Annotated in this window: 29 protein-coding genes; 15 read left to right on the top strand and 14 right to left on the bottom strand. The window is 34.1% G+C overall.

The features are described from left to right. Positions 1-17: 17 nt before the first annotated feature. Genes JHL15_RS06770 through JHL15_RS06760 form a run of 3 tightly spaced genes read right to left on the bottom strand, consistent with a single transcriptional unit; the run spans position 18 to position 1,841 of the window. A complete protein-coding gene (locus tag JHL15_RS06770) occupies positions 18-824 on the bottom strand; it encodes a TPM domain-containing protein (RefSeq protein WP_200244421.1) in 807 nt (268 codons plus the stop codon). Next, positions 805-1,233, bottom strand: a complete 429-nt coding sequence (locus JHL15_RS06765) for a TPM domain-containing protein (RefSeq protein WP_234047703.1) — start codon at positions 1,231-1,233, stop codon at positions 805-807. The genes JHL15_RS06770 and JHL15_RS06765 overlap by 20 nt, the downstream gene beginning before the upstream one ends. Beyond that, entirely contained in the window at positions 1,233-1,841 is a 609-nt protein-coding gene (locus JHL15_RS06760; protein WP_200244420.1) for a LemA family protein, read from the bottom strand. The genes JHL15_RS06765 and JHL15_RS06760 overlap by 1 nt, the downstream gene beginning before the upstream one ends. A gap of 74 nt (positions 1,842-1,915) precedes the next feature. Between JHL15_RS06760 and JHL15_RS06755 the strand changes: the two genes are divergently transcribed. Together JHL15_RS06755 and JHL15_RS06750 are read left to right on the top strand one after the other, a co-directional pair. Next, a complete protein-coding gene (locus JHL15_RS06755; RefSeq protein WP_200244418.1) occupies positions 1,916-2,410 on the top strand; it encodes a dihydrofolate reductase in 495 nt (164 codons plus the stop codon). Between the two features lie 75 nt (positions 2,411-2,485). Further along, complete coding sequence (locus JHL15_RS06750; protein WP_200244417.1) at positions 2,486-3,058, top strand: tetratricopeptide repeat protein; 573 nt, start codon at positions 2,486-2,488, stop codon at positions 3,056-3,058. Between the two features lie 62 nt (positions 3,059-3,120). On the opposite strand, the gene JHL15_RS06745 is transcribed toward JHL15_RS06750, so the two are convergent. The 3 genes from JHL15_RS06745 to JHL15_RS06735 all read right to left on the bottom strand — a co-directional run bounded on the left by JHL15_RS06745 (position 3,121) and on the right by JHL15_RS06735 (position 5,312). Then, the gene (locus JHL15_RS06745) at positions 3,121-3,753 is read right to left on the bottom strand and encodes a trimeric intracellular cation channel family protein (RefSeq protein ID WP_200244416.1); all 633 of its coding nucleotides are present in this window, start codon (positions 3,751-3,753) and stop codon (positions 3,121-3,123) included. 99 nt (positions 3,754-3,852) lie between these two features. Further along, positions 3,853-4,317, bottom strand: coding sequence for a pantetheine-phosphate adenylyltransferase (gene coaD / locus JHL15_RS06740; protein ID WP_089028976.1), 465 nt, complete (start codon positions 4,315-4,317; stop codon positions 3,853-3,855). A gap of 2 nt (positions 4,318-4,319) precedes the next feature. Continuing rightward, complete coding sequence (locus JHL15_RS06735) at positions 4,320-5,312, bottom strand: D-alanine--D-alanine ligase (protein WP_200244415.1); 993 nt, start codon at positions 5,310-5,312, stop codon at positions 4,320-4,322. Between the two features lie 156 nt (positions 5,313-5,468). Here JHL15_RS06735 and JHL15_RS06730 point away from each other — a divergent pair, with 156 nt between their 5' ends. From JHL15_RS06730 to murI, 6 genes are all read left to right on the top strand, one after another. After that, positions 5,469-6,581 carry a PASTA domain-containing protein gene (locus JHL15_RS06730; protein WP_200244414.1) on the top strand — a complete coding sequence of 371 codons (1,113 nt, stop codon included), beginning with the start codon at positions 5,469-5,471 and terminating at the stop codon, positions 6,579-6,581. A gap of 71 nt (positions 6,582-6,652) precedes the next feature. Then, the gene (locus JHL15_RS06725; RefSeq protein ID WP_200244412.1) at positions 6,653-7,717 is read left to right on the top strand and encodes an RluA family pseudouridine synthase; all 1,065 of its coding nucleotides are present in this window, start codon (positions 6,653-6,655) and stop codon (positions 7,715-7,717) included. Between the two features lie 51 nt (positions 7,718-7,768). Then, positions 7,769-8,719 (top strand): PorP/SprF family type IX secretion system membrane protein, encoded by a 951-nt coding sequence (locus JHL15_RS06720; RefSeq protein WP_200244411.1) that lies wholly within the window; start codon positions 7,769-7,771, stop codon positions 8,717-8,719. 50 nt (positions 8,720-8,769) lie between these two features. Continuing rightward, complete coding sequence (gene hemW / locus JHL15_RS06715; protein ID WP_200244409.1) at positions 8,770-9,894, top strand: radical SAM family heme chaperone HemW; 1,125 nt, start codon at positions 8,770-8,772, stop codon at positions 9,892-9,894. A gap of 45 nt (positions 9,895-9,939) precedes the next feature. Beyond that, entirely contained in the window at positions 9,940-11,532 is a 1,593-nt protein-coding gene (locus tag JHL15_RS06710) for a DUF4139 domain-containing protein (protein WP_200244406.1), read from the top strand. A gap of 43 nt (positions 11,533-11,575) precedes the next feature. Next, positions 11,576-12,406: a glutamate racemase gene (gene murI / locus JHL15_RS06705; protein WP_200244405.1), complete on the top strand. Its 831-nt coding sequence runs from the start codon at positions 11,576-11,578 to the stop codon at positions 12,404-12,406. Positions 12,407-12,461: 55 nt separating this feature from the next. On the opposite strand, the gene JHL15_RS06700 is transcribed toward murI, so the two are convergent. Next, a complete protein-coding gene (locus tag JHL15_RS06700; RefSeq protein ID WP_200244403.1) occupies positions 12,462-13,061 on the bottom strand; it encodes a nitroreductase family protein in 600 nt (199 codons plus the stop codon). Positions 13,062-13,144: 83 nt separating this feature from the next. On the opposite strand from JHL15_RS06700, the gene JHL15_RS06695 reads away from it, so the two are divergent. Then, positions 13,145-13,492, top strand: coding sequence for a winged helix-turn-helix transcriptional regulator (locus JHL15_RS06695; protein ID WP_200244402.1), 348 nt, complete (start codon positions 13,145-13,147; stop codon positions 13,490-13,492). Here JHL15_RS06695 and JHL15_RS06690 read toward each other — a convergent pair. The 4 genes from JHL15_RS06690 to JHL15_RS06675 form a co-directional block, all read right to left on the bottom strand. Next, a complete protein-coding gene (locus JHL15_RS06690; RefSeq protein ID WP_200244401.1) occupies positions 13,489-14,067 on the bottom strand; it encodes an RsmD family RNA methyltransferase in 579 nt (192 codons plus the stop codon). The genes JHL15_RS06695 and JHL15_RS06690 overlap by 4 nt on opposite strands. A 74-nt stretch (positions 14,068-14,141) precedes the next feature. Continuing rightward, positions 14,142-14,858 (bottom strand): DUF3822 family protein, encoded by a 717-nt coding sequence (locus JHL15_RS06685; RefSeq protein WP_200244399.1) that lies wholly within the window; start codon positions 14,856-14,858, stop codon positions 14,142-14,144. Positions 14,859-14,876: 18 nt separating this feature from the next. Next, positions 14,877-15,371 carry a Smr/MutS family protein gene (locus JHL15_RS06680; RefSeq protein WP_200244397.1) on the bottom strand — a complete coding sequence of 165 codons (495 nt, stop codon included), beginning with the start codon at positions 15,369-15,371 and terminating at the stop codon, positions 14,877-14,879. Between the two features lie 6 nt (positions 15,372-15,377). Continuing rightward, positions 15,378-15,872 carry a metallophosphoesterase family protein gene (locus tag JHL15_RS06675; RefSeq protein WP_200244395.1) on the bottom strand — a complete coding sequence of 165 codons (495 nt, stop codon included), beginning with the start codon at positions 15,870-15,872 and terminating at the stop codon, positions 15,378-15,380. Positions 15,873-15,972: 100 nt separating this feature from the next. Here JHL15_RS06675 and JHL15_RS06670 point away from each other — a divergent pair, with 100 nt between their 5' ends. Further along, positions 15,973-17,517: a serine hydrolase gene (locus JHL15_RS06670; protein WP_200244393.1), complete on the top strand. Its 1,545-nt coding sequence runs from the start codon at positions 15,973-15,975 to the stop codon at positions 17,515-17,517. 85 nt (positions 17,518-17,602) lie between these two features. Here the strand turns inward: JHL15_RS06670 and JHL15_RS06665 are convergent, their stop codons facing one another. Beyond that, positions 17,603-18,652, bottom strand: a complete 1,050-nt coding sequence (locus JHL15_RS06665; protein WP_200244392.1) for a T9SS type A sorting domain-containing protein — start codon at positions 18,650-18,652, stop codon at positions 17,603-17,605. Positions 18,653-18,885: 233 nt separating this feature from the next. Then, positions 18,886-19,362: a SixA phosphatase family protein gene (locus JHL15_RS06660; protein ID WP_200244387.1), complete on the bottom strand. Its 477-nt coding sequence runs from the start codon at positions 19,360-19,362 to the stop codon at positions 18,886-18,888. Between the two features lie 114 nt (positions 19,363-19,476). Here JHL15_RS06660 and ruvX point away from each other — a divergent pair, with 114 nt between their 5' ends. The 5 genes from ruvX to JHL15_RS06635 all read left to right on the top strand — a co-directional run bounded on the left by ruvX (position 19,477) and on the right by JHL15_RS06635 (position 23,057). Then, positions 19,477-19,893: a Holliday junction resolvase RuvX gene (ruvX, locus tag JHL15_RS06655; RefSeq protein WP_200244385.1), complete on the top strand. Its 417-nt coding sequence runs from the start codon at positions 19,477-19,479 to the stop codon at positions 19,891-19,893. Further along, the gene (gene def / locus JHL15_RS06650; protein ID WP_200244383.1) at positions 19,890-20,462 is read left to right on the top strand and encodes a peptide deformylase; all 573 of its coding nucleotides are present in this window, start codon (positions 19,890-19,892) and stop codon (positions 20,460-20,462) included. Before ruvX ends, def begins: the two co-directional genes overlap by 4 nt. Positions 20,463-20,542: 80 nt before the next feature. Next, a complete protein-coding gene (locus tag JHL15_RS06645) occupies positions 20,543-21,109 on the top strand; it encodes a DUF5606 family protein (protein ID WP_200244381.1) in 567 nt (188 codons plus the stop codon). A 290-nt stretch (positions 21,110-21,399) separates the two neighbouring features. Beyond that, complete coding sequence (gene mazG / locus JHL15_RS06640; protein WP_200244380.1) at positions 21,400-22,173, top strand: nucleoside triphosphate pyrophosphohydrolase; 774 nt, start codon at positions 21,400-21,402, stop codon at positions 22,171-22,173. Continuing rightward, positions 22,173-23,057 carry an SdiA-regulated/phytase-like domain-containing protein gene (locus JHL15_RS06635; RefSeq protein WP_234047702.1) on the top strand — a complete coding sequence of 295 codons (885 nt, stop codon included), beginning with the start codon at positions 22,173-22,175 and terminating at the stop codon, positions 23,055-23,057. The genes mazG and JHL15_RS06635 overlap by 1 nt, the downstream gene beginning before the upstream one ends. A 77-nt stretch (positions 23,058-23,134) precedes the next feature. On the opposite strand, the gene JHL15_RS06630 is transcribed toward JHL15_RS06635, so the two are convergent. Continuing rightward, positions 23,135-26,851 carry a metallophosphoesterase gene (locus tag JHL15_RS06630; protein ID WP_200244378.1) on the bottom strand — a complete coding sequence of 1,239 codons (3,717 nt, stop codon included), beginning with the start codon at positions 26,849-26,851 and terminating at the stop codon, positions 23,135-23,137. Positions 26,852-26,855: the final 4 nt, after the last annotated feature.

Below are 26,855 nucleotides of genomic sequence, written 5' to 3'. Positions count from 1 at the left end.
CTGATTTATATATTGTATTACCATCCTCCTGAAGCGCCTCCACCACCGAAACTTCCGCCACCGCCGAAGCCTCCAAATCCTCCTCCTCCGGAGCTTCCGCCACCGAAACCGCCACCTCCAAAACTACCTGGGAAAGGAAAAAATCCACCAGGATAATTTCGACGTCCTCTTCTTGTAAGGATCATATCATCATCGTCATTGTTATTTCCGCCACCGCCGCCTCTGTTTCCAAACAGGATGGCAAGGATAATGAATATAACAAAAGCAATGATAAGGACTTTAAATGCTTTTCCATTTCCACCACCGTTTGATTCACTGATAGGTTTAAACTTCCCTTGTACGGCTTCCATGATAGCTGAGGTACCACGGTTAATACCTTCATACCAAAGTCCTTGCTTAAAGTTTGGAGTTACTAGATAGTCTAATATTTGTCCGGAAACCGAAGCTGTAAGATATTGTTCCACAGCTCTTCCTTGCTGTATAGACATTGTCCGGTCTTGCGTAGCAATAAGAAAGACAATACCATTATCTACTCCTTTTTTACCGATTCCCCATTTTTCCCCAAACATGGTTGCCAGAAAGTTGACATCTTCTCCCTTCGTACTTGGGATAATGATGACTTCAATTTCTGTTGATGTTGAATCTGCAAACTTGATCAGTTTGTTATTTAGCTGATCTTTTTCCTGCTGTGTAAGCAGATTGGCTTCATCATAAACCGGATATAGGACAGCTGGCTTTTTAGGTATGCTGTATTGTGCTGATACAAAAGTGTAAAAGCAAATAAATAGAAATGAAAATACTAATTTAAGAGAACGTAATTTCATTGGGGAGTTCGTTGTGGTTTTCTCCTTTTACAGGAAAATATTTTTTTAGCTCAAGACCAGTTTCGAGAATAGCACTTTTTAGTGCCCTATAATAGTTTCCTTTTGCAAACTCAGAAGTGATATAATCATGCAGGTGATCCCAGTAGTATTGCTGTACTTTTTCATGAATGCCAATATCACCAATGATGGTAAGATACTTTCGTTCGAAATTGACATGGAAAAGGACTGCATTTCTTTCAGTTGTTTTATGCATACCTAATTTTTTGAAAACCTCTAATGCGGTTTCTGCATGCTGAACTTCTGTATTGGAATCTATATGCACTCTGATCTCACCTGTAGAATTTTCTTCCGCAGATTGAATAGCTTCCACAAGGGAAGCTATTTGTTGATTTGTTAGAAAATTGCTCATTATTCAGAGAAAACATCAGGTGCTTTATTAGCTCCTGCTTCTGCTTTGAAATACGGTTTTTCCTTAAAGTTTGTAAAATTCGCCAAAATATTATTTGGGAAAGTTTTAATCGATGTATTATAATCCTTGGCAGCATCATTAAAGTAAACCGTTTCCGATCTGATACTGTTTTCGATAGCTGTATACTCTCTCTGGAAATTGATATATTGTTGATCCGCCTTTAAGTTTGGATAAGATTCCACTACAGCCATTAATCTGCTTAGCGCTCCGGATAATTCTCCCTGAGCAGCCTGGAATTTTGCAAGATCAGCTTCAGTCATATTGGTAGGATCAATATTAATAGAAGTTGCTTTAGAACGTGCTTCTACTACTTTTGTCAAAGTTTCCTGTTCGAACTTTGAATATGATTTTACAGTTCTTTCAAGGTTTGGAATTAGATTGGCTCTTTTCTGATAAACGGTTTCTACATTAGACCATTTGCTATCAACATTTTGTTCTTTTTTTACGAAATCATTATATCCGCTTTTTCCCCAGAAGAAGATCACGGCAACAATAATAAGGAGAGCGATGCCTATTGTTCCGGCGCTCAGACAGCCTTTATTTTTCATAGTTTATTTTTTTTAAATTTTTTGTGCTAATCAAATATACAAATTATGTGCTAATTTTGTAGAAAATAATTTGAATGACAACAATAGTGGTAGCAATGGGAGAGAAGAATGAGATTGGTTTTGAAAACCAGTTACTTTGGCATCTTCCTAAAGATTTGAAACACTTTAAAGATCTAACTTCAGGACATCCGGTGATCATGGGACGCAAGACTTATGAAAGTATCGGGAAACCTCTTCCTAACCGTACCAATATTGTTATTTCAAGAAAAAAAGATTGGTTTGAAGAGGGGATTTTAATTGTTGGAAGTATTAAAGAAGCTGTAAAATTTGCCAAGAAAATAGATGAAAATATCTTTGTAATTGGTGGTGGAAATATCTATGAGCAAACAATGGATATCGTAGACAAACTTGAAGTAACTTTAGTAAAGGCAGATCTTAAAGCTGATACATTTTTTCCAAAGATAAATGGAAAGGTTTGGAATAAAACAAGTGAAATTTGCCACGAGAAAGATGAAAAGAATCAATATGATTTCTGCTTTCAAACCTATGAAAAGATTAAAAGTGAATAGTTGTATGAATTCTGACTACCAACCTCTAGCTTCTAACCTCTAATTTTTTTATCTTTGCACTTCTAAATTTTAATAATGAACAAGTACATAAAAATTGTAATCGCAGCACTTCTTATCATCGGAGGTCTTTATTTGATGATCTTCACAAGAAGTTTAGGTTGGGGAATCGTGGTATTTCTTCTAGCAGCATTGCCTATTTTTCTTTTCTTTAAAAATGAATATATTCTTTTGGCATTCTGGCAGTTGAGAAAACAGAACATGCAAAAAGCGGTGACATATTTAGATCATATTACCAATTATCAAACCCAGCTTCATAAATCTCAATATGGATATTTCCATTATCTTCAGGGATTGACTTTGGCTCAGGAGCATCCTACAAAAGTAGAGCCTCTAATGAAAAAAGCGCTTGAGTATGGTTTGAATATGAAACATGATAGAGCAATGGCCACGTTGAATCTGGCCGCTTCGGCAATTTCTAAAGGAAGAAAACAAGAAGGACAGAAATTACTGGAAGAAGCTAAAAGATTAGATAGTGCAGGAATGATGACTGATCAGATCAAAATGATGAAAGATCAGTTGAAGATGCCAACAATGCAGAAGCATATGCATAATCCTAACATGAGACAGAGAGGAGGAAAAATAAGATAATCCACTACTACAATATAAAAGGCAGAAAATTTATTTTCTGCCTTTTTTGTTATATTTTTTATCTACATTTCTGAATTGTGATCATAACCATAGAACTTAGGCATTTGCCAATGGTATTTTACGGCAAGCGTTCGTATGGTAACAATCAAAACAATAGTAAATATCTGGATGAATGTATAAGATAGAGTAGTATACTTCGTCATTAGTAAAAATGCAGCTCCTCCCACAATACAGGCGGTTGCGTAAATTTCTTTTCTGAAGATTAATGGTATTCTGTTGAGTAAAATGTCCCGAATAATACCTCCAAAACAACCTGTGATGGTTCCTAAACCAATACATATTAATGGATGAATGTCAGCATTAAGACCTTTTTGAACCCCAATTATTGTAAATAGACCCAGTCCCAGACTGTCAAAAATAAATAGAGTGACACGAAAGTTTTTTTCAAAAGATTTAAAAACCATCGTGAAGATACTCGTCATTATAATCACCGCACAGGTTAATAGATCGTGCATCCAGAATACCGGAATATCCAATAATAAGTCCCTAACAGTTCCTCCTCCCACAGAAGTTACAAATGCAATAATAAGTACACCAAAAGGATCAAGACGTTTTTGCATGGCCGCAAAACTTCCGGACATTGAAAAGGAAATGGTTCCGAGTACTTCTATAGCAAAATTGAACTGTTCGTGCATGATTTATAAAAGATAAATGATAATTGATGAATGATTTCTTCCTAAGCAAATTTTCTACCATTCTCCAATTACCATTTAAAGCTTATTGAAATTTCTTTTTTATTTTTCTACTCTCACAGAGTCTGGTACTAATAATTCATATTCTCCTCCGTGATTAATGATCTCCCGTACAATGCTACTGCTGATGAAAGATTTTCCAGATGAGGTTAACAAAAATACGGTTTCCAATTTTTTATGTGCTAAAGTTCTATTGGTATGTGCAATAGCCTTTTCAAATTCAAAATCAGCAGGATTTCTAAGTCCCCGGATAATATACTGTGCATTTTTTTCAAAACAATAATCAACCGTAAGTCCTTCAAAATAATCAACCTCCACATTAGGAAATTCAGCAACAGAATTTTGAATGAATTCCATTCTCTTTTCTAAAGGAAACATATATTTCTTTTGAGAGTTTTGTCCAATAGCAATGATTAGCTTGTCAAAAAGTGGAGCAGCTCTCTCTATAATATCGTAATGGCCTAAAGTAATCGGATCAAAAGACCCTGGAAAAACAGCAATTTTCATAATTAATTCGATTTTTTCGCTAATGCTTTTTCAACTTCATTTCCGCAAAGGTCCATAATGGAAATCCCATAATGTCTTGCCTGCTGAGGTAAAATACTTGCCGGAGAGAATCCAGGATTTGTATTCATTTCCAGCATATAAGGAATACCGTCCATCAATATGTATTCACTGCGTGAAAAACCACTCATTCCCAAAGAATCATACGCTCTTTTAGAAATTTCCTCTACTCTTTTTGTTGTTTCTTCATCTATCCTTGCTGGAGTTATCTCTTCTGAAGCACCCTCGTATTTTGCTTCATAGTCAAAGAATTCATTGGTAGGAACGATTTCTGTGATACCTAAAACAACAGTTTCTCCTTTAAAATCAATTACCCCTACAGATACTTCCATACCATCCAGAAAGCTTTCTATTAAGATTTCATGGTCTTCTTTGAAGGCAATTTCAGTGGCTGCAAGCAATTCTGATTTCTCTTTTACTTTAGATATACCCAAAGATGAACCTGATTGGTTGGGTTTTACAAAAACAGGAAGCCCTAATTCATTGATAATTTCATCTACATTGATATCTTCTCCTTTTCTCAGATAAACACTTTTGGCTGAGGGGATACCATATTTGGATAATACAGCTAAAGTATCTTTTTTGTTGAAGGTTAAAGCACTCTGGTAAAAATCACAACCCGTATAAGTTTGTCCGATAGCATCCCAATATGCCTGAAGGATACCATTCTCACCTGGTGTTCCATGAATAATGTTAAAGCAGACATCGAATTTCAGCAATTCATTATTATCCAATGTCACTGAAAAATCTCCTTTGTTGATCGGATATTCTTTACCATTCTCGTCCAAAAAATACCACTTATCCTTTAAAACAACTACTTTATGTACATTATATAGATCTCTGTCTAATGAATCATAAATTAATTGACCGCTTTTCAGGGAGACAACATATTCATCAGAATAACCTCCCATAACTACGGCAACACTTTTTTTGCTCATAACCATATAGTATCAATTAAGGCAAATTTAATCATTTTATGTAATGCAATAAATGAAAATTCAAAATTTTGAAGTCAAATATGAATTGTGACAAATAAAAAGTACATTCTAAAATTATTAGCTATATTTGCCATTATAATTAAAGTATTTTTAGGTATGCTTAAATCACTTTTCAACTGGAAAGTTTTACTGAATTTGTTAATAGCCATCGGTGTTTTTGTGGGGTTGGTCTGGCTTACATTTCGTTGGCTAGAATATCATACCAATCATGGTCAGGAAATGCCTGTTCCCAATGTTATCAACAAATCCGTACATGAGGCTGTCAAAATACTTGATGACGCTGGTCTTGGTTATGAGGTAGATAGTGCTACTTATGATCCTAAATTCAGACCTTTTCAGGTTTTGAAAATGTCACCTACACCCGGCTCTCACGTTAAAAATGGAAGAGCTATTACCTTAATAGTTAACCCTAGAAGCTGGGCTCCCGTTGCTGTTCCTGATGTTATCAATAAGTACTCGGGATTGGCTTTCCAAAGAATAGACCAGGTAGGTCTAAAAGTGGGTGATACTATTTTTGAACCAAGTATCCAAAAAGATGCTATTCTTAGAATACTATTTAAAGGAAATCCTGTGAAACCTGGATCATTGATTCCAAGATTTTCAACCATCGATGTTGTGGTTGGTTCTGGTCCGATGAGAAATATTTCTATTCCAAATGTGGTTGGTTTAACGGTTAAAGAAGCCAGAGCTTTGATTACGAGAAGTATGTTTGAAGTAGGATTGGTAGAACACGAAGATGGTGGAAAAGATGAGTCTGATATCATTTATTATCAAGATCCTGCATCAGGAGATGTAAGAGATCAGGGAATGCAGATGGATCTTTGGGCAAGTAAGAAAACTCCAGCGGAACTCCGAACTAAAATAGATGAGCTGAATTCAATATATCGTATGAAAGTTGATACTTCACTCCCTCCTATACAATATCAGGAAGTTCCTATTCATAAAGAGCCTGTTTATGAGCCGGTGCCTGCACCTCCTGTTGTTCATAAGAAGGTTGAACCAGCTAAAGTAGAAACTCCTAAAACTTCTGTTTCTACAAAACCTGTGACCACCACTGAAACAAAGCCAAAAACAACAGCTGAAAACAAACCTAAAGCGACTCCTGTTTCTTCCGGAAATAATGCTGCAGGTAATAATAAGCCAGTAACAAACAGTACAACACAACAGCCTGCCCAAAAGCCAAAAGCTAAAAAGGTTGTAGTAGAATAATTGCTATTTATTATAAAAAATATAGGCTTCAACTTATCATGTTGAAGCCTTTTGTGTAAAAAATAAAAATCATGACAGAAGATAACGAAGATTTTTTAGATGAAGAATTATTGGACTCCAATAGTATTGATATTGATGAGGAAAATAAGGGATTGTATGAGCATTTTAATATTACTGTCGATAAAAATCAAGAGCCACTGAGAATTGATAAATTCTTATTAATATTCAGACAGAATTCTTCAAGAAATAAAATCTCTCAAACATGTAGAGCCGGAAATGTTGTCGTAAATGGAGTTGCTGTAAAGCAAAATTACCGTGTAAAGCCGGGAGATCAGATTTCTGTTTTATTGGCGCACCCTCCAAGGGAAAATGTAATTATTCCACAGGATATCCCAATTAATATTGTTTATGAAGATGATGATCTTGTTGTCGTGGACAAGGAGCCGGGAATGGTAGTGCATCCGGGATTCGGAAACTGGGATGGTACTTTGGTCAATGCATTGGCATTTCACTTTGCTAAAAATGGTGAAAAGTCTGACCTTGATAGAGTAGGACTTGTTCATAGGATAGATAAAGATACATCCGGTCTATTGGTTATTGCTAAAAATGAGTATGCATTAAGCTTTCTTGCCAAGCAGTTTTTTGACAGAAAAACCAGAAGGCTGTACTGGGCTTTCGTATGGGGAAATGTGCAGGACGATGAAGGTACAATAAAGGGACACATAGGAAGACATCCTAAAAATAGAATGCAAATGTCCGTATATGAAGATGGAAGTCACGGAAAGCACGCTGTAACTCATTATAAAGTTCTCGAGAGGTTCAGATATATGACCTGGGTAGAGTGTAAATTGGAGACCGGAAGAACGCATCAGATCAGAGCACATTTCAAGCATATCGGACACACATTGTTCAATGATGAAAGATATGAAGGTCATACGCCATTAAGAGGTGTTAATTTACCTAAATACAAGAGTTTCATTAAAAATGTTTTCGAAATTTTGCCAAGACATGCACTTCACGCACATACTTTAGGATTTATACACCCAACGACTAAACAGGAATTGTATTTTGAGAGCCCAATGCCTCAAGATATGGCGGATGCTGTAAAAAAATGGAGAAATTATTTGGAAAACTAAAAATATATTGAGATTTTTTTTATATTTGTTGAATTGAAATCAAGATTTGTTATGAGAAAACTATATGCTATAGTGGGTTTGGCTCTTTTGTCAAATGCATACAAAGCACAAGAAACATTACCATACTATCAACAATATCTCTTGGATGGTGAGTTCCTGTTTAACCCGGCACAATATGGAAAAACAGATTACGTACAACTCAACCTCAACTATCAACAACAATTTTCGAAATTTAATGAATCCCCTAATGTACAGTCTGTAGGGATTAATGCTAATATTTTTGATAGAGTTGGTGCAGGGATATCTGTTTTTAGAGATAGTAATGGTCCTATTTCAGCAGGAGGTATTACAGCAGGTGCTTCATATTTTATCCCATTAAGTAGTGAGGGAGAAAGAAAAGATCAATTCTCTTTTGGTACAAGTGTTAGTTTCTACAATATGAATTTTGATTATACTAAAATTAATACTGAAGACGGTTACGATCCTTTATTACAGGGTACTGAAAGTAATATTTTCATGGCGTATGCTAACTTCGGTTTAGCGGCTACTTTCAGAAATATCTTTGCAGGTGTGTCAGTGAATGATATCGCTTTAACAAATGACGAATCAATCGTTAACGGACGTGAGCCGTCTCCAATCAAATTCTTTTTAAACTTAGGATATGATTGGCATTTTGCAGATAATATGTATGTTACACCATCTGCATTAATCAACCTGAATACGAATTCAACAAGAACAATTGATTATAACTTAATGGCAACGTTCTTTAATGATATCAATTCATTCTCTTTCGGAGTTAGTTATAGATCAGTTCAAAATAGATTTGACAACCAACAATTGAGTATTTCACCACTTGTTAAAGTAAGATTCAATAAATTTATGATTGGAGCTACTTATAACTTAGGATTGTCTGATATTCAGACTTATGGAGGAAATAGCTTTATGATCGGATTAGGTTATAATTTTGATAACTTTATTAATCATAGAGGATATAGATATTAATCAATTTAATTTAAATAAATTTGAGCTCTGATTTTTTCAGAGCTTTTTTTATGATTTACATTCACATTCCTTTCTGTAAACAAAAATGCAGTTATTGCAATTTTCACTTTTCTACATCCTTACAATCTAAAGATGAGGTGCTTTCTGCTATTAAGAAAGAGATCTTTTTAAGAAAAGATGAGTTACAGAATAAAACACTTCAATCCCTTTATTTTGGTGGTGGTACACCTTCGGTTCTCTCAGGAGATGAAATCAATTCGATCGTTGATGAGGTTCTTAAATATTATAGTTTTGAGAAAGATATAGAAATTACGTTGGAGGCGAATCCGGATGACCTGGATAAAAGCTTTCTTAAAGATCTATCCAAATCTCCAGTCAATCGATTATCTATAGGTACCCAGAGCTTTTTTGATGAAGATCTCAAGTTAATGAATCGTGCCCATAATGCTTCAGAAGCCGAGGGTTCCATCAAAAGGTCACAGGATTTTGGGTTTGAAAATTTAAGTATAGATCTTATTTATGGTTCCCCGACTTCTAATTTGGAAATCTGGAAAGAGAATTTAAATAAGACAATAGCTCTTGAGGTTCCCCATATTTCTTCATACGCATTGACCGTAGAGCCTAAAACAGCATTGAATGACTGGATCCTAAAAGGTAAAGTTGCCAATCCGAAGGAAGAGGAACAGAATAAAGAATTCTATTATCTATCCGATTTTTTGAAGGATAATGGATTCGATCATTATGAGGTTTCCAATTTTGCAAAACCAGGCTTTTATTCCAGACATAATTCAGCCTATTGGAAGTATAAAGAATACTTGGGAATCGGGCCATCCGCGCACTCTTATAATGGATCGGATATTAGGAGCTGGAATGTTGCTAATAATCAAAATTATATCAAGAAATTGAATGCAAATCTTCTGGCTAAAGAAACAGAGGTTCTTTCATCAGAAGATCAGTTTAACGAAATGATTATGATAGGGCTGAGAACCTTTTGGGGAGTCGATCTAGAAAGTTTGAAAGATAAATTTTCAGATGAAACATTTCAAAGGCTGCAATCTGAAATCAAACAAAAGTTAGCCGATGGTATTTTAGTTATTGAAAACAATCATTTGAAAATTCCTGAAAAGCATTGGTTTATGGCTGATGGAATCGCATCAGATCTATTTTTAGTGTAATTTTTATTAATAATATCGTTTGAATATTTTTTTAAGTTAATAACCATGAAGAAAAATTTATTTCTATTTTTTCTATGCATGAACGCCTTGTGTTTTGCACAGAAACCAATTTTTGCAAAAGCGAAAGTAAATGCAGTGAATATCTATAGGAACTCTGCTGAGTTGCAAAATTCAGTAAGTTTCTCAGTGCCTGCCGGATTATCTGAAGTTGTTATCACGAATATTTCAGATGAAATTGATGATAAATCGTTACAGATCAATATTAATAACAAAAGCATATCTATCCTTTCTTCTCAATATACTGATAGTTATACTTCTGAATATGATATGGATAAAACAAACCCAAGGATTAAGAAAGTAACAGATAGTATTGCCATATTGGAGAATCTCATTTCAAAGTTTAATATAGAATTGGAAGCCAATAATAAAACTCTTGAACTTTTGGATAAGAATCAGACCGTTCTTGTTGGTAGTAACACATCTAATGTTTCACAATTGATGCAACTAACAGAATTTTATAAAAATAAAAGAGTTGAAATAAGCAATACTATTGCTGCTATTAATAAAAATAATACTGGACTTCAAAAGAAATTAACGAGATTAAAAAGTAGTTTGAAAGTAAATTCTGAAATGGAAGAAGCCTCATCAGATGGGGTTCTAATTCTGAGATTGATGAGTAGTGCTGCCGTAAACGTAAAAGCTGATATGAACTATTTAGCGAATAATGCATCCTGGCAACCTTTTTACGAAATAAGAGGTAGCAAGCTTTCAGAACCTTTAGATGTAATTTTTAAAGCTAAGATAAGACAGGATACTGGCTTAGATTGGAAAGGTGTAAAATTGTCTTTAATTAATGGCAGATCCTCTCGCAAGAATACGGCTCCGGTTTTAAATCCATGGTTTCTAAATTCTTACAAGAATGATGAGAGGATTGTAGGACGAGTATATGGTATTAAAAGTGATACTGTTAAAGAACAAAATATAGAAGAAGTTGTTGTAACAGGAAGTTTTACATCTGTTGAAAATCAATTTAATATTAGTTTTGATGTAGATATTCCATATGATATTTTGAGTAATAATGAAGATCATCTTGTGAATCTTAAACAGATAAAGATTCCAGCTACTTACAAATACACTGCAGTTCCCAAATATAATAAAGATGCATTTTTAATTGCAAAGGTTAAAGATTTTAATAAATTTAATCTCATTGCAGCTCCTGCTACAATAGTATTTGAAAACATGTATATTGGAGAAACAAATATTAAACCTGATCAAACGACTGAAGAGCTTAATATTACATTAGGAGATGATAAAAAAATAAGTATTATGAAAGAGACTATTGATGACAAGAGCAGTATCAAGCTATTTTCATCTTATCAGGAAAAGACTTATACTTATGATATTATAGTACGTAATAATAAGAAAGATCCTATAGAGCTGGAACTGAAAGATCAATTTCCTTTGAGCAAAGATGAGTCAGTAAAAATTGAACTTTTACAAAGTGATCAGGCGGAAATTGATAAAGAGAAAGGGTATCTAACATGGAATTTGAAAATTTCTCCATCTGAAACTAAGAAGTTTAGGGTGAGCTACAAGGTAAGATTTCCAAAGGATTATTCGATAAATAATCTTAATTAAAATATCACAGTATTTACTATTTTTGTATAAAATTTCAACTCTTTTGAAAACTAAGAAACAAGACTACTCACACCTTTCTGCTAAACAACCTATTGGAATTTTTGATAGTGGGGTGGGAGGTTTAACAGTAGCTAAGGAAATTAAAAGACTTCTTCCTAATGAAGATCTTATTTATTTTGGGGATACGAAGCATCTTCCTTATGGCGAGAAATCCCGTGAGGCAATCATTGAATATTCCACCAAGATCACCAATTTTCTACTGGAACAAAACTGCAAAGCCATTGTTATTGCCTGTAATACGGCAACAGCAAATGCTTTAAATGAAGTAATGCAGGCTGTTGCCGGGAGAGTTCCTGTTATAGATGTTATTAATCCTGTTGCGGAAAAAGTATCTTATGAAATTCATACGAATGTTGGGGTCATTGCTACCAAAGCAACGGTGAATTCAGGGTTATATAAAAAGAGTATCAGGAAGCATAATAAATGGATCAAAGTAGATGAACTGGCAACACCATTGTTGGTTCCTGCTATAGAAGAAGGATTTAAAAATCACCCGATTACGCATGCTATTATTTATAATTATTTAAGCAATAGTAAATTAAAGAATATTGAAACTCTAATTTTGGGATGTACCCATTATCCTTTATTGATTGATGAGATCAAGCAATACTATGGGAACCGTGTCCGGGTTATTGATTCACCTAATATTGTTGCGAGTCATTTAAAAATTATTTTAGATAAATACAATCTTCTAAATGATCAGAACACAAAGCCAAGTTATCATTTTTATCTTTCGGATCTGACTAAGAATTTCGAGAAAATATCTAAGAAATTTTTTGGTAAGAGTATTGATCTGGAGCTAAAAGTATTATAAGCAAAAAAGCTGTTACAGAAGTGTAGCAGCTTTTTTTATCGATGTGCTTTTATAATTATAATTCTACAATTATCTTTTCAGATTGTAATCTTTTCTTTACGGTTACTGCAGGGTGATTAGCATCATGTTCTGATCTTTCACCAATTGCAACCGCGAATAAAGTTTCATACATGTCATTTTTCAATATTACATCGTATTTATCTGTCTCTACACCTTCCATTGGAGTAGAATCTATTCCCATAGCTGCACACGCAGAAAGTAAAACCCCTAAAGAAAGGTACACCTGATGAGCGAGCCAGGATTTAATGAATACTTCACCTTTAGGCTTTACCATGGTTCTGTAATAATTTATAGATCCTTCCGGGAGATTCTCTTCTATTTGTTTTTCAAAATCCTGTGTATTTCTGAGAACCTGGAAAACGATAAGGTGACTGCTATCCAATACTTTTTCCTTGTTAAAGTAAGAGGCTTCTGCCAATTGTTCTTTGATTTTAATATCGTTTACAAACACAAAATTCCATGGCTGGCTGTTAATCGATGAGGGGCTCAGGTTAAGAATTTCTTTCAGCTGCTGAATTTGTTCGTTACTTAAGTTACCTTGAGGATTATACTTTTTAACAGTATATCTTGTTTTCATTTTGTTTAAAAAGTCCATAATTTTATACTATATTTTTTATAGTTGCAAAACTAATGTAAGTTTAGTAACTTTGCAATAACGGTCAAAAATGATAGTACAAAATGTATACAATAGATAATAAGACATATCCGTGCTGTACAAGCGTAACGATGAAATTCATTGGAGGAAAATGGAAGGCAGTAATTTTATACCACCTTATTAAAGGTACCAAAAGATATAATGAGATCCGAAAAGAAATACCCACCATTACAGAGCGGACATTAAGTCTTCAGTTAAAACAGTTGGAGGATGATGGGATCATCAGCAGAAAGGTATTTACAGAAAAACCCCCGTTGGTTGTGGAATATTCATTGACAGATTTTGGAAGAACCCTATTGCCGGTTTTAAATGAGATTACAAAATGGGGTGAAGATGCAATAATACAATCAAAAAAAATAACCAGGAATTAAATTTCCTGGCTAGTTGTATCTGTTTGATTAGGCTCAAAAAAACTGAAACTAACGTTTCCGTATCTTCTTGTGTCGACTAAATTGGGATGATCAAATTTGAGACGGCTTTGATGCTCTATAATAAGTACTCCGTTTTCTTTAAGGTATTTATTGTTTAATACCAAAGAAAGAATTTCGTAATATTTTTTTTCTTCTGTTTCAAAAGGAGCATCAGAAAAAACGATCTCGAATGATTTTTTGTTTCTGAATTTTTTTAGCCAGTCTGTTACATCTCCTCTTTGAACACTGATCTGTGAAGACATATCTAGTTCAGATGCTGTAGAATTAATGAAACTGGTGTGTTTCGGATTCATTTCTACAGAAACAATATCTTTACAGCCTCTTGATGCAAATTCCAGGGTAATAGAACCTATACCGGCAAAAAGATCAAGCACAGAAATCGACTGCATATCGTATTTGTTTTCCAAAATACTAAACAAAGCTTCCTTTGCGAAATCTGTAGTTGGTCTTACATCAAAATGTTTTGGAGCGGATATTTTTTTTGATTTCCAGCGACCTGATATTATTCTGTACATGTTATTTAGGTGTTAGATTGTAGGTAATGGGTAGCAGGTTTAGGAACTATGACCTATTATCTGCAACCTGCGACCTAATTGAGTATAAAATTTTTATTAGGAACGTTATCAAATACAATTTTCAGGTTCTTTACGAATTTTTGCAGTTCAGAAATGAACGTTTCGTTTTCAGTGGTTTCTCCATAAGCGTAAAAATTGGTTTCATTAATTCCAAAACCTATTTTGCTTAATGTAAACATCACAAAATAAAGAAAATCTACCTCAGAATTTACATCGAGGTTATTGTATAGAATCAGTTTTTTATTGTCAATGGCAAAGAATTCACATTGATTATGGTAAAGATTAATGTGAATCTCTTTATTGTTCTTATTATTGATGGAGTTAAGAAACTTTTCTCCGGAGAAATTAAAGTGAACAGGAACTGCCAGTTCCTTTATTTTTTTATAAAAGTTTTTTGGAAAAGTATAATAGAACTGAATTCTGTATTTCTTATTTAACGAAAGCATTAATTCTTCGTTCTCTTTATCCACAGGAGCATTGAACGCAATTAAATCATATCCAGCCTCGTGCTCCGAAAAACCTTCAGGCATTAATGTAAAATGATTAAAAGCTGAAATCACAGAAATTTCATCAAATCTCTGTTTTATTAAAATTTCATCTAATTTCTCAGCGATGAAATCTTTAGGAGATTCTTCAGTAACGAAATAGGACTTTTCCTCCAAAATGCTTTTGTTTCGGGCAATTTGGTAGATTAATCCGTCTTTTGTAAAAAGTAAATTAAGTACGTTCATATTTCTAATGATGCAAATTTAGTGAAATTCTACCATTACGGCACCTGATTGCTCATGAAGTATTTCCTTATTATAAAAATCCAGATGGGTCTGACTTTCTAAAACATCAAAAACCATCCTTTGAAGAACACCATCCCCAATTCCATGAACGATCTCTAATCTTTTCAAATGATTTTTCCTGCAAAAAGCCAAAACCTCCAATAGTTTTTCCTTTTGAATGAAAAGTCTTTCGAAACTATCATAATCATTAGGATTTTTAACAAGGTTATGAAAATGCAGGTCTAAAACCAACTGGTTTTTCTGATGCTTTTTCGAAATAATCTTTTTAGGTTCTACCTTTCTTACTACTCTTATGTCCTCATATAAGGAAGCATTTTTTGGAACCAGTTTTTCTTTTGGATATTGATGGGTGAATCCATATTCATCTTTTATAACCACAATACTTCCATTCACGGAAGTTATTACCCCGCTTAAATCCTCATCTACTACAGAAACCTGATCGCCAATCTTCATATGTATCTATTTTGGTCCTAATTCAATAATTTCCAAATCTTTTATTTCTTCGCCCTCCACTACAAAACGCATCATAGTTCTTACCTTATGCCAGCCCTGTTTTCCACAAGCACCTGGATTCAAGTGAAGTAAATTATTTTTCGAATCAAACATGGCTTTTAAAATATGGGAGTGTCCGGAAATAAATAATTTCGGAGCTTTTTCGCTGATTTCTTTTTTAGCCAGTGGTGTATATTTCCCAGGATAGCCTCCGATATGAATCATTAAAACTTCAAGATTTTCACAAATAAAGCGGTTTACTTCCGGAAATTCGGAACGGATTTTCGCGTTATCAATATTTCCGTAGACTCCTTTTACAGGATTGATTTTTTCAAGCTGTTCAATAATTTCAAAACTTCCAAAATCACCACAATGCCAAATTTCGTCAGCTTGTCTGGCATATTCCAGGATTCTGTCATCAATATAGGAATGAGAGTCGGAAAGGAGGAGAATTTTGGTCATTATCTAAAGGTTCTTTCAGTGGTGTCTTTGTGTTTAAAATAAAGTACAAATTTACTTAATAAATGTCGAATTGATTAACTTTGAGAAAATTTAAAAAATAATGAAACAGAAAATTTCTTTTTTCATTTTTCTATTAGCAGTTGGCATGTTTAATGCGCAGGTTGAAGAAAAAAAGCTAGATGAGCTTGTCCAGAATACCTTAAAAACTTTTGATGTCCCAGGAATGTCTGTTGGAGTAATTAAAGATGGTAAATTGATTTATTCAAAAGGATTTGGCGTGCGTTCTCTTACCTCAAAACAACCAATGGATGATCATACACTTGTTGGTATTGCTTCCAATTCCAAAGGCTTTACCTGTACCGCATTAGCGATTTTGGCGGATGAAGGAAAACTGAAATGGGATGACAAAGTTTCGAAATATCTTCCTGAATTTCAGATGTATGATCCGTATGTTTCTCAAAACGTTACTATAAAAGATCTGGTTACGCATAGAGCTGGATTAGGCTTAGGACAGGGTGATCTGATGTTTTTTCCTGAAGGTGGAAGTTTAACGGTGAACGACATTGTACATAATGTAAGATATCTGAAGCCGGAGAACCCTTTTAGAACAACACTGGATTATAACAACATTATGTTTATTGTAGCAGGAGAAGTTATTCATAGAATTTCCGGACTAAGCTGGGCTGACTTCATTGAACAAAGAATCATGAAACCTGTCGGAATGACTTCTAGTTTTGGAAGCTATAACAGAGCTAAGGCTGTAGCCAATAAAATTGATGCTCATGCTCCGGTAGATGGGAAAGCGGTTGCGGTTCCTCACGATTGGAATGAAACCGGAAATGCAGCTGGTGGTATTATGAGTAACATCAAAGATATGACAACATGGGCTGAGTTCCTGTTGAATAATTTTACCACAAAAGATGGTAAGAAGCTCGTTTCTGATAAGCAGGTTCAGCAATTATGGAGCTTACAGATCCCAAGCGGTGTGGCAATGAAAAATCCTTATGATACCAGTTTTTATGGATATGGAATGGGTTGGTTTTTAAGTGATGTAAAAGGGCATAAGCAAATTCAGCATACAGGAGGGTTAATAGGAACAGTTACTCAGTTTACTTTAATCCCTGATATGAAATTAGGAATTGTGGTATTAACGAACCAGCAATCGGGTGCAGCTTTTAATACGATTACCAATACTGTGAAAGACTCCTACCTTGGACTTGCTGATAGAAATTGGCTGAAGACCTATGGAGACAGAATGTCCAAAATGAATGCTGAATATGAAAAACAAAAGAAAGATGCTTTTGCAAAATCAGATGCTTTTAAAAAAGATAAAAATCTACAGCCAAAAGCTGAACAGTTTGTAGGGACTTACAATGATATCTGGTTTGGGGATGTAGAAATTAATCAACAGGGAAGTAGCTACAGAATTTCATGTAAAAATTCTCCCAGATTAAAAGGCGAACTATTACCTTTCTCAAACAATAGTTTTATCATTAAATGGGATGACAGAAGCTATGATGCTGATGCCTATATTCTTTTTAATTATGACGAAAATGGAAAAGCTGAGTCCGCAAAACTAAAACCGATTTCAGATGTTACTGATTTCAGTTTTGATTTTGATGATTTGGATTTAAGAAGAAAATAAATAAGTGGTTTCTGAGAGGTTCCACTTAATCTTCATTACATTAAATAAAAAGCTCCAACCTAGGTTGGAGCTTTTTATTTTTTATCTATTCTTTGATGAATTTTTTGATCATATCTCCAATTTGAATAATATAAGCACCTTTCACAAGCTGGCTTACATTGATAGAATCTCTTTCTAATTTTCCGGAAAGAACTAATTTACCTACCATATCAAATATTTTATAATCTTTCGACTTAGTGTTCAAAACAGTTATCAGATCCTTGGCGGGATTCGGGTAAATAAGAGTCTTATTTTTATATTGTTGTTCAGATACTGATAAAGCAGCTAAATCAGCTTTTAATAATGAACTGCTAAAAAAGTCGGTAATGTAGATGGTATTATTTTTTACAGCTAATCCTGATGGATAATTAAATTCACTGGAAATAATGCCATCAGATACGGTAGGATTTGCACTGGTAAAATTCAGTTTTGAAATCTTAGAGGCTCCGGCTTCAGAAATAAATAACTCATTTCCATACGATGTTAATCCTGATGGATAGCTTAATCCCTGTGCAATAATAGTTGGGGAAGTAGAACTATTCAGCTTAAATTTTGAAATCCTTCCTTCAAATCTCTCTGTAAAGAAAATTTCGTTGCCAATAATTTCAATTTCAAATGGGGAAGAGGCAGGGGTAATATCTATTAATTGCGGTATTGGCTGGGTTACATCTATTTTGGCAATTTTGTTATCACCTTCAAGAGCCATATACAAATCGTTTCCAACAAATTCCAGTCCCAGAGGGCTGTCTATATTAGTTAAAATAGTTTCAGGGGTAGGATTGGGAATGCTCAGGTTGACTTTTGAAAGCTTATTCCCTCCAAATTCTGAAATGTATAGAAAGTTGTCTTTTAATGCTAAACCATAAGGACGGTTTACGTCAGTCACTACATCAACAGGGGGTGTACCAGGGTTATCGAGATTTACTTTTATAACCTTATCCTGAGAATAAATCCCGATATACATTTCATTTCCGTCAATTACCATTGGATTCGGTGTATCCAGATTATGGATAATGGCACTTGCTGAAATTTGTGAATACGTTTTGTTTCCTATTAAAATCAGGATGAAAAATAAGAAATAGAGTTGCTTCTTCATTGCAATTTTTATTTAGAATAATTATATATAATGCAAAAATATTTTATTCTAAATGGAATGACAAAAAGGAGAACATGATATTTTCCCAGAATTATAAAGGATTTTGAAAATACTCTTTAGTTAGTAGATAGAAAAGAAAACCACTTTAATTAATCCACGATAATTTTCTTTCATGCTTTTGACATGAAAATAAGAATACGAATATCAATACATAATAGATTTTGAAAATAATCTTAGATCTTTCCGGGTTCATAAAAGAAAAGTAATCTCTTACTAGCTCCATCAAATTCAGACCACGAATCACAGTCTATTTCAAAGCCGGCAACTCCGCAGGTAGGAAAGTGAAAAATATCCTCAGATATAGAATTGGCAAAGTTAGAAATCCCATTGTTATGAGAGAAAAAAGCTACAGAATTATGGTGGTCATCCAGGCTGTAAATTACAGATTCAAAATTCCTTTCCGATGGATTATATAACTTTTCATCAGTCATAAAATTTAACTGATAGGTTTGGTTGAAAATTTTACAGGTATTCAAAGCACGAACCGCCGGACTCGATACCAGATAATCGATCGAAATGCTATTGGTTTTTAAGAATCTGGACATGTTCATAGCATCTTCCAAACCTTTGTCTGCCAAAGGTCTATCAAAGTCTTCAGTTTCTTCGGGCCAGTCGCTTTTCGCATGTCTCACAAGGATGAGTTTCTTCATAATTTCGTTTTTTGGAAGATTAAAATTATAAAAAAAAATATGGATTGGAACATGATTTATAAAAAAAACTACGTTATGAATAAAATCATTAAAATTTACTAAATTTGCAAACCTATGGGACAAATCCTTGCAATAGACTATGGAAAGGCACGTTGTGGTATTGCTGCGACGGATGATATGCAGATTATTGCGAGTGGCCTTGATACTATCGAGACAAAACATGTACTGGTTTTTTTGAAAAAATATTTCAATGAAAATAGAGTAGATGGAGTCGTGATAGGACTTCCTGTAGATTTAAAAGGAAATATTTCCGAAGTGGAAACTGATATTTTAAAATTCATAGAAGAATTTCAAAAAGAATTTCCAACCATTTCCGTGCACCGTTTTGATGAAAGATTCACTTCCAAAATGGCATCGTTTTTTATTTCTCAAAGTGGAAAAAGTAAAAAAAAGCGAGAGGAAAAAGGGTTAATAGATAAGATAAGTGCAACGATTATATTGCAGAATTTTTTAGAACAAAGAACAAGATGATTCTACCAATAAGAGCCTTTGGGGATCCTATTTTAAGAAAAGTAGGCAAAGATATAGACAAAAATTATCCCGATTTACAAGAACTTATAGATAATATGTTCGAGACTATGAATAGTGCAAATGGAATTGGGCTGGCTGCTCCGCAGATCGGTCTTGATATTCGTTTGTTCGTAATAGATGTAACTCCTTTGGCAGAAGATGAAGATTATGAAGATATCAAAGACGAATTGAAAGATTTTAAAAAGGTTTTCATCAATGCTACTATCCTGGAAGAATCCGGTGAGGAGTGGAAGTTTAACGAAGGATGTCTTTCTATTCCAGATGTAAGAGAAGATGTTAAAAGAAAGAGCACAATTCTTATCGAATATTATGACGAAAATTTTGTGAAGCATACAGAAACTTTTTCCGATATTAGAGCCCGCGTAATTCAACATGAATATGATCATATTGAAGGGACATTATTTACTGATCATTTAAGTGCTTTGAAAAAGAAATTGGTGAAAGGTAAATTAACGAAGATATCTCAAGGTGATGTAAGCATCAATTATAAAATGAGATTTCCGAAGTAGTAAGTGTAATTAATTTAAAATAAAGAATAATAGACAGTAAAAAGTCCCGCGCTGATTACTAAAATTAAAAAAATAAAATTATGTTGTTAGAAAAAATAATTTCAATCTCTGGAAAACCAGGACTTTACAAATTAGTTTCTCAATTAAGAAACGGATTTATCATTGAAGATGTTACTACAAAGAAGAAAGTAAGTATTGGAAATTCAAGCCAGGTAAGTTTGCTTGATAATATTGCAATGTTTACGTTTGATAAAGAAGTTCCTTTGTTTGAGGTTTTCGAAAATATTGCTAAAAACCAAGATTATAAAGAAACGATCTCTCACAAATCTTCTGATGCTGAATTGAAAGAATTTATGGGGGCTTCACTTCCTAATTATGATACTGAAAGAGTATATGCTTCTGATATCAAGAAATTAGCTCAATGGTATAACATTTTACATAAAGCCGGATACATCACTCCTGAAAGTTTTGTAAAAGCTGAGCCTGAAACTTTAGATCCAGCGAACACCAACGAAGAAGTAACGTTAACAGAAAAAGAGGCTCCTAAAAAAGCAGCTCCAAAAGCTGATAAGCCAGTTACTCCAAAAGCAAAAGCTTCAACAGGAGCAAAAGCGGCTACAAAAAGTACGCACAGAAAAATGGGATAATTCATTCATTAATTTGAATTACAAAATAATGCCTTGTTGAGAATTTCTTGACAAGGCTTTTTTTATTTAATTGAAAGTGGAAAGTGGAAAATTGAAAGGTAATAAATGACACTTGTAGACTATTTGTAATTTTGCTTCTAGCTTCTAGCTTCTAGCTTCTAGCTTCTAGCATCTAGCATTTTAGCTTTCCACTTTCCACTTTCAATTTTCCACTTTCTACATCTTATTTTCAATTTCCACAGAAGGTAAATATCCCTTACATTTGTATAAGATTGAATTTTCAATTACTTATGAATACGAAACAAGAAAAACTGGAAGCCTTCGGAAGGTTATTGGATATAATGGATGATCTGCGTGAGAAGTGTCCGTGGGATCAGAAACAGACTTTACAATCGCTTCGTCATCTGACGCTTGAAGAGACCTACGAACTCTCCGATGCTATTCTGCAGGAAGATCTTCAGGAGATAAAAAAGGAGTTGGGAGATGTGTTGCTTCATTTGGTTTTTTATGCTAAAATTGGTTCTGAAAAGGGAAGTTTTGATATTGCAGATGTCATTAATTCTTTAAATGAAAAGCTTATTTTCCGCCACCCTCATATATATGGAGATACGGAAGTAAAAGATGAAGAAGAAGTAAAACAGAATTGGGAGAAATTAAAATTGAAAGAAGGAAATACATCTATTTTGGGAGGTGTTCCCAAAAGCCTTCCAAGTATGGTAAAAGCCTACAGGGTTCAGGATAAAGTAAAAGGGATCGGTTTTGAGTTTCATGATGCAGAAGATGCATGGAAAAAAGTAGACGAAGAACTTGAAGAATTTCACGCTGAAACAGATTTACTGAAAAAAGAACAGGAATTAGGAGATGTCTTTTTTTCGTTGATCAACTATGCACGGATTTCAGGAATTAATCCTGATTCTGCATTAGAAAGAACCAATTTGAAATTTATTTCCAGATTTCAAAAAATGGAGAATATGGCATTGGAAAGGAATTTGAAGTTAGGGGAAATGTCATTAGAAGAGATGGATCTGCTTTGGGACGAAGTTAAAATGTTAAATAAAAATTGATGAAAATGTATATTTTTTGTGCGGTGACCTCTCTTTTATTATTAGGATGTAATCCTAAAAATCCAAATGAACAAGCTAAAAATGACACTTTAAAAGTTGAATTTTCTTTACCCAAAAAATTAAAAGAAGTTTCAGGAATTACCTTGTCTCAGGACCAGAAGACCATCTGGGCCATAGAAGATCAGGGTAATAAAAATGTGGTTTACGGATTAGACAGACAAGGCCAATTGGTCGCGGATGTTCTTGTTGAAGATACGGATAATAATGACTGGGAAGAAATTACAAAAGATACTCAGGGAAACATTTATATAGGTGATTTTGGAAATAATGATAATGACAGACGTAATCTTTCTATTATAAAAATTGATCTCAAAGACGCTTCCCAGAAGAGTACAAAAGTTATCCAAACCACAAAATTCCACTACGAAGGACAGACTGAATTTCCGCCAAAGAAATCGAACAGATTATATGATTGTGAAGCTTTCGTAGAAATGAATGGAAATTTTTACCTCTTTACTAAAAACCGGAGTAAGGGTTTTGACGGAACATTTCTGGTATTTAAGATCCCAAATAAAGAAGGGGATTTTGAAGCTCAATTGATTGGAAAATTAAAGTTAAATGGAAAATATGCTGATGCTGCTATAACTTCTGCTTCCATCAATAGCAAGCAAAATCAAATCGTGTTGTTGAACCATAAAAATATTCATGTTTTGACAGGGTTTACTCCCAATGATTTTAGTAAAACTAAAATTCAGAAAATCTCTTTGAACCACAATTCCCAGAAAGAGGCAGTTGTCTTTCTTAATGATAAAACTTTATTAATTGCTGATGAAAAAGACAAAGCGAAAGCAACAGGGGGAAATGTATATAAATTTTCATTTTAACAGAACAGGCTATAAATAGTATAAAATAAAATCCTCAGAAATTTTCTGAGGATTATTTATTTATAATAAAAGTCTTTTTAGAAGTTCATTCCGATACCCGCTGAAACTCTTCCGCCATCAGAGCCATAGAAGTAATTCAATCTTGCAGAGAACATTTCTACAACACTTAACCAAAAGCCAACTCCGGCAGCCTGATGCCATTTTCTGGAAAATTCATTATCATTCCATACCCTTCCCAGATCGTATCCAACTAAAATACCCATGTTTGCCGGGATAATATTATTTCTCACTCTTCCAAAATCCCAACGGATTTCAGAATTATTGGTAAAGTATGATTTTCCTGAGAATCGGTCATTTCTAAAAGCACGTAAGCCATTGTTTCCTCCGATACTTGCCGCCTGATAAAATTCAAAATTATTATTGTTGATCCACATTACATTGTTGGAGTTCGAAAATACAAAACTTCCTTTTTTGTCAATTCTATGATGAAGATTTAAAGATCCGCTTAATACAAGAAAGTTCCTGTCGATATCAGAAAGGTTGGTTTTCCAATTCGCATTAGCTACAAGTTCCATACCTAGTGTAGGAAAAGCATTATTATCAAGATTTTTATAGCTGAAAGTATAGTTGGCTCCAGCGAACTGTTGACTCTTGAATACCGCTGGATTTACATCCGGAGATTGATCTACAAAACGATCACCGTTTCTTTGTACTTTATTATCTTCAAAAGTTAATTGGAACTGATGCTGTAAATTAAGCCAGCTTTTTTTAGAAATAGAAGGTGCAAAATTGAATCTTGAAATTCTTGCTCTATTATACTTTGTTTGAATAGCATCTCGATCATACTTACTCTCATTCGATAACCCGAAGAAGTTTTCTGAAAAACGAGGGGTAGTATATGCGGCATCCAGATTAAAATCCCATCCGTAAATTGCTTTTTTAAAGATTCCTTTATAAACAAGATTGAAACCTGCTGTATTGGTGTAAAAATTAGCTTTTAAACTATGTTTTTGGGTGTATGGATCGCGGATAAAGTTGTTTACCGTATAACTGGCCAGAAGCCCAATAATAAGCCCATCATCAGGATTATAATCCGCATTGGGATATCCTGCGAAGAAATTATATTTTGGGTGCTTATAATTATAGGTATTGATATCGAAATCGTCAGAGATATTTTTAGTAGCAGTGCTGGCATTATACGTATTCTTCTGAGATTTGAAATCGTAAATCTTTACCTTACTTCCGTTAGCAACGTTATAAACATCATGGTTCGGACCGCCTACCAGCCTGATGGTCATCTTAGGTCTTCCATTTCCGGATACTTCATAAACATCATCATCTTCCAATCCATAAATCCAAAGTTCCTTTGTCTTGTTATCATAATAGGTTTTATTGAATACCAATTCAGGATTTTCGCCCTTTTTATCAAGTTGATATTGTTTTACTTCAACAGAGTGTCCGTTCTTTATGATCACAAATTTATCCTGATTTACAGTACCGGCTAAAGAAACCTTTTCCTGTAATACATCATAATATTGAGCTGCGTAATCCTGCAGCTTTTCTTTTCGGGATTTTAACTTTCTCTGAATCTCAGCTATTGTTTCATCTTTTACCTCTTTGGGTAAATTATTGAAAGCATTATCAATATCTGCATCCGTCAGATGTTCCTGAATGTATTTTGCCTGAGCAATCCAGTCTTCCTGTGCAGATCCTTTCAGGAATACAAGGTCAATAGGATAAGGCTCCATCGCCAGCCATTTTACATTTTTAATGTCATCTTTAAATGTTTGCATATGGCGAACTGCCGGAACATTCATGATCAGTTTAAATGCGGCACCATCATATTTACTGAAAGCCTGATCTCTATCCCTTGGAATAGGTTTATAGGTGATCTTATCACCATCTTTATATTCTGCCCACTTCCATTGATCGGAATGTCTGTCCCAGTCACCCAGAAGCATATCAAAAATCCTTGCTCTGATGTAAGTTTCTTTATCAACAGAATATTTATAATTTTTAGAAAGATTTTTAAGAACGTCATCAGTAGAAAGGATGTCCCTTGCGTTATCCAGATATTGAAGTGTTTTAGGATCTTTAGAGTAGCGTTCTTCGATCATATACATTTCATCACCGTAATGTTCATTATATTCTCCTAGAGCCTCTTGTTTTGGGATATAAAACAACCTCGCATTACTGTGAAAAAGATTTAATTTGTCTGCCAGGTTTCCTACGGCAAACGGAGTGAATGGATGGTTGGTCGTATAAAAGTCAAGCAAGAATTTATCTGGAAATGTATTTTCAAGCTCATCTCCGAATGTACTCTTCTTAAAAGCCATATTATTAAGAAAGCGAACAGCACTTTTTTTAATGGCTCTCATAACGAACTCCTGCCCATCTTTGGCTTTCAGTCTTAAACTATTGGATTGATTTCCCCCACCTTCTCTAAATGGTATATATCCTCCATCCAATTCAGAAATATTAGCCGTTTTGGCTTCAATAGGTATTCCATAATATTTTCTGTAATGATCTCCCCATAGCCATCTGTAGAATTTTCTTTTTTCGGTTAAATTTTTAGGGTATATCGTTGAGGTTATAGTAGCTGGAAAAGAATTGGGATAATTATTTATAAAGGTATCAGGTTTCTTAATGATATCAATATGGCTGAGAGACTTAAGCTTATTATCTTTAGTAGAAAAGTATTCAACATCAGTGCTTTGATCTTTTCTTATATTTAAAATAGCAAAACCACTTCCTCCGTAAGAAAAATCTGTTTGCTCAGCTATCGTCGCAGGATCAACCTTAGAACCCGCTCCACTAATAACCTGTCTGATATTTCTGTCCGAGTGGTATTGTAAATTATGATCATGTCCTGAAACAAAAATGACATTTTCTTTATCCTGTACAATACTCTTTAATCTATTAGCCAAATCGGCATAATGTTGATTATTGATGTCCTGTGTACTGGCACCGGAGGTATTTCTAAGGAAATTGATAACCGTTGCAACACCAGGAGCAGGAATATTTCCTTTAAAAGGAAATAGATGCGATCTTGCAGAATTGTATCCCGCGTGTGTTCCACTGCTGATGACAGGGTGGTGTAAAGCAACAATAATTCTTTTATTCTGATTTTTAGTAATCAGATCCTGGAATTCATAAAACAGATCGTCACGGGTTTTAATAGAACAATTTTTATTGATTCCCGGATAATGATCCCAATTTGCTAACACCCACTCACTATCAATTACGATTAACTTGATATCATCCGTAAGGTTGATATCATCGATAGGACAAGCATTTTTGGGTAAAAATGATTTTTTATCATTCAGATAATCTCTGACAAAGTCTTCCTGAGCTTTTAATCCATCCAATCCGTGATACCAATCGTGATTCCCGGGAATGACTAACGTTTTTCCTTTGAAATTTTTGGTAATAGAAAGCTGATTCTCCATCTTTTCTTTGGCTGAAGGATAATCTTTGTTTTTCTTTTTAGGCATTCCCGATGGATATATATTATCCCCAAGGAAAATAAGCATAGAATTCTTGTCTGCTGAATCTAATTTATTTTTTAAAAGATTCAGTGTATGTTGTGCCTGTTTTTCATCGGCATTACCTGCATCTCCAACTAAGAAAATTTTAAAGTCATTTTCGGATTTTATATCAGAATTTTTAACTTCCTGTAAGTTTTTACCTTTTTTTACGTTATACGTAGCACAAGAATATAAGAGTCCTGATACCAACAAGAATCTAAATGGAACAGAAATTATTTTTAGATGAGTTTTAAAGGATAAATTCATAAAT

It is taken from the genome of Chryseobacterium paridis, from assembly GCF_016595215.1.
Taxonomy (GTDB): Bacteria; Bacteroidota; Bacteroidia; order Flavobacteriales; family Weeksellaceae; genus Chryseobacterium; species Chryseobacterium paridis.
Note: the sequence above shows the minus strand (reverse complement) of the source record. Positions and strands in the feature narration are given on the sequence as shown.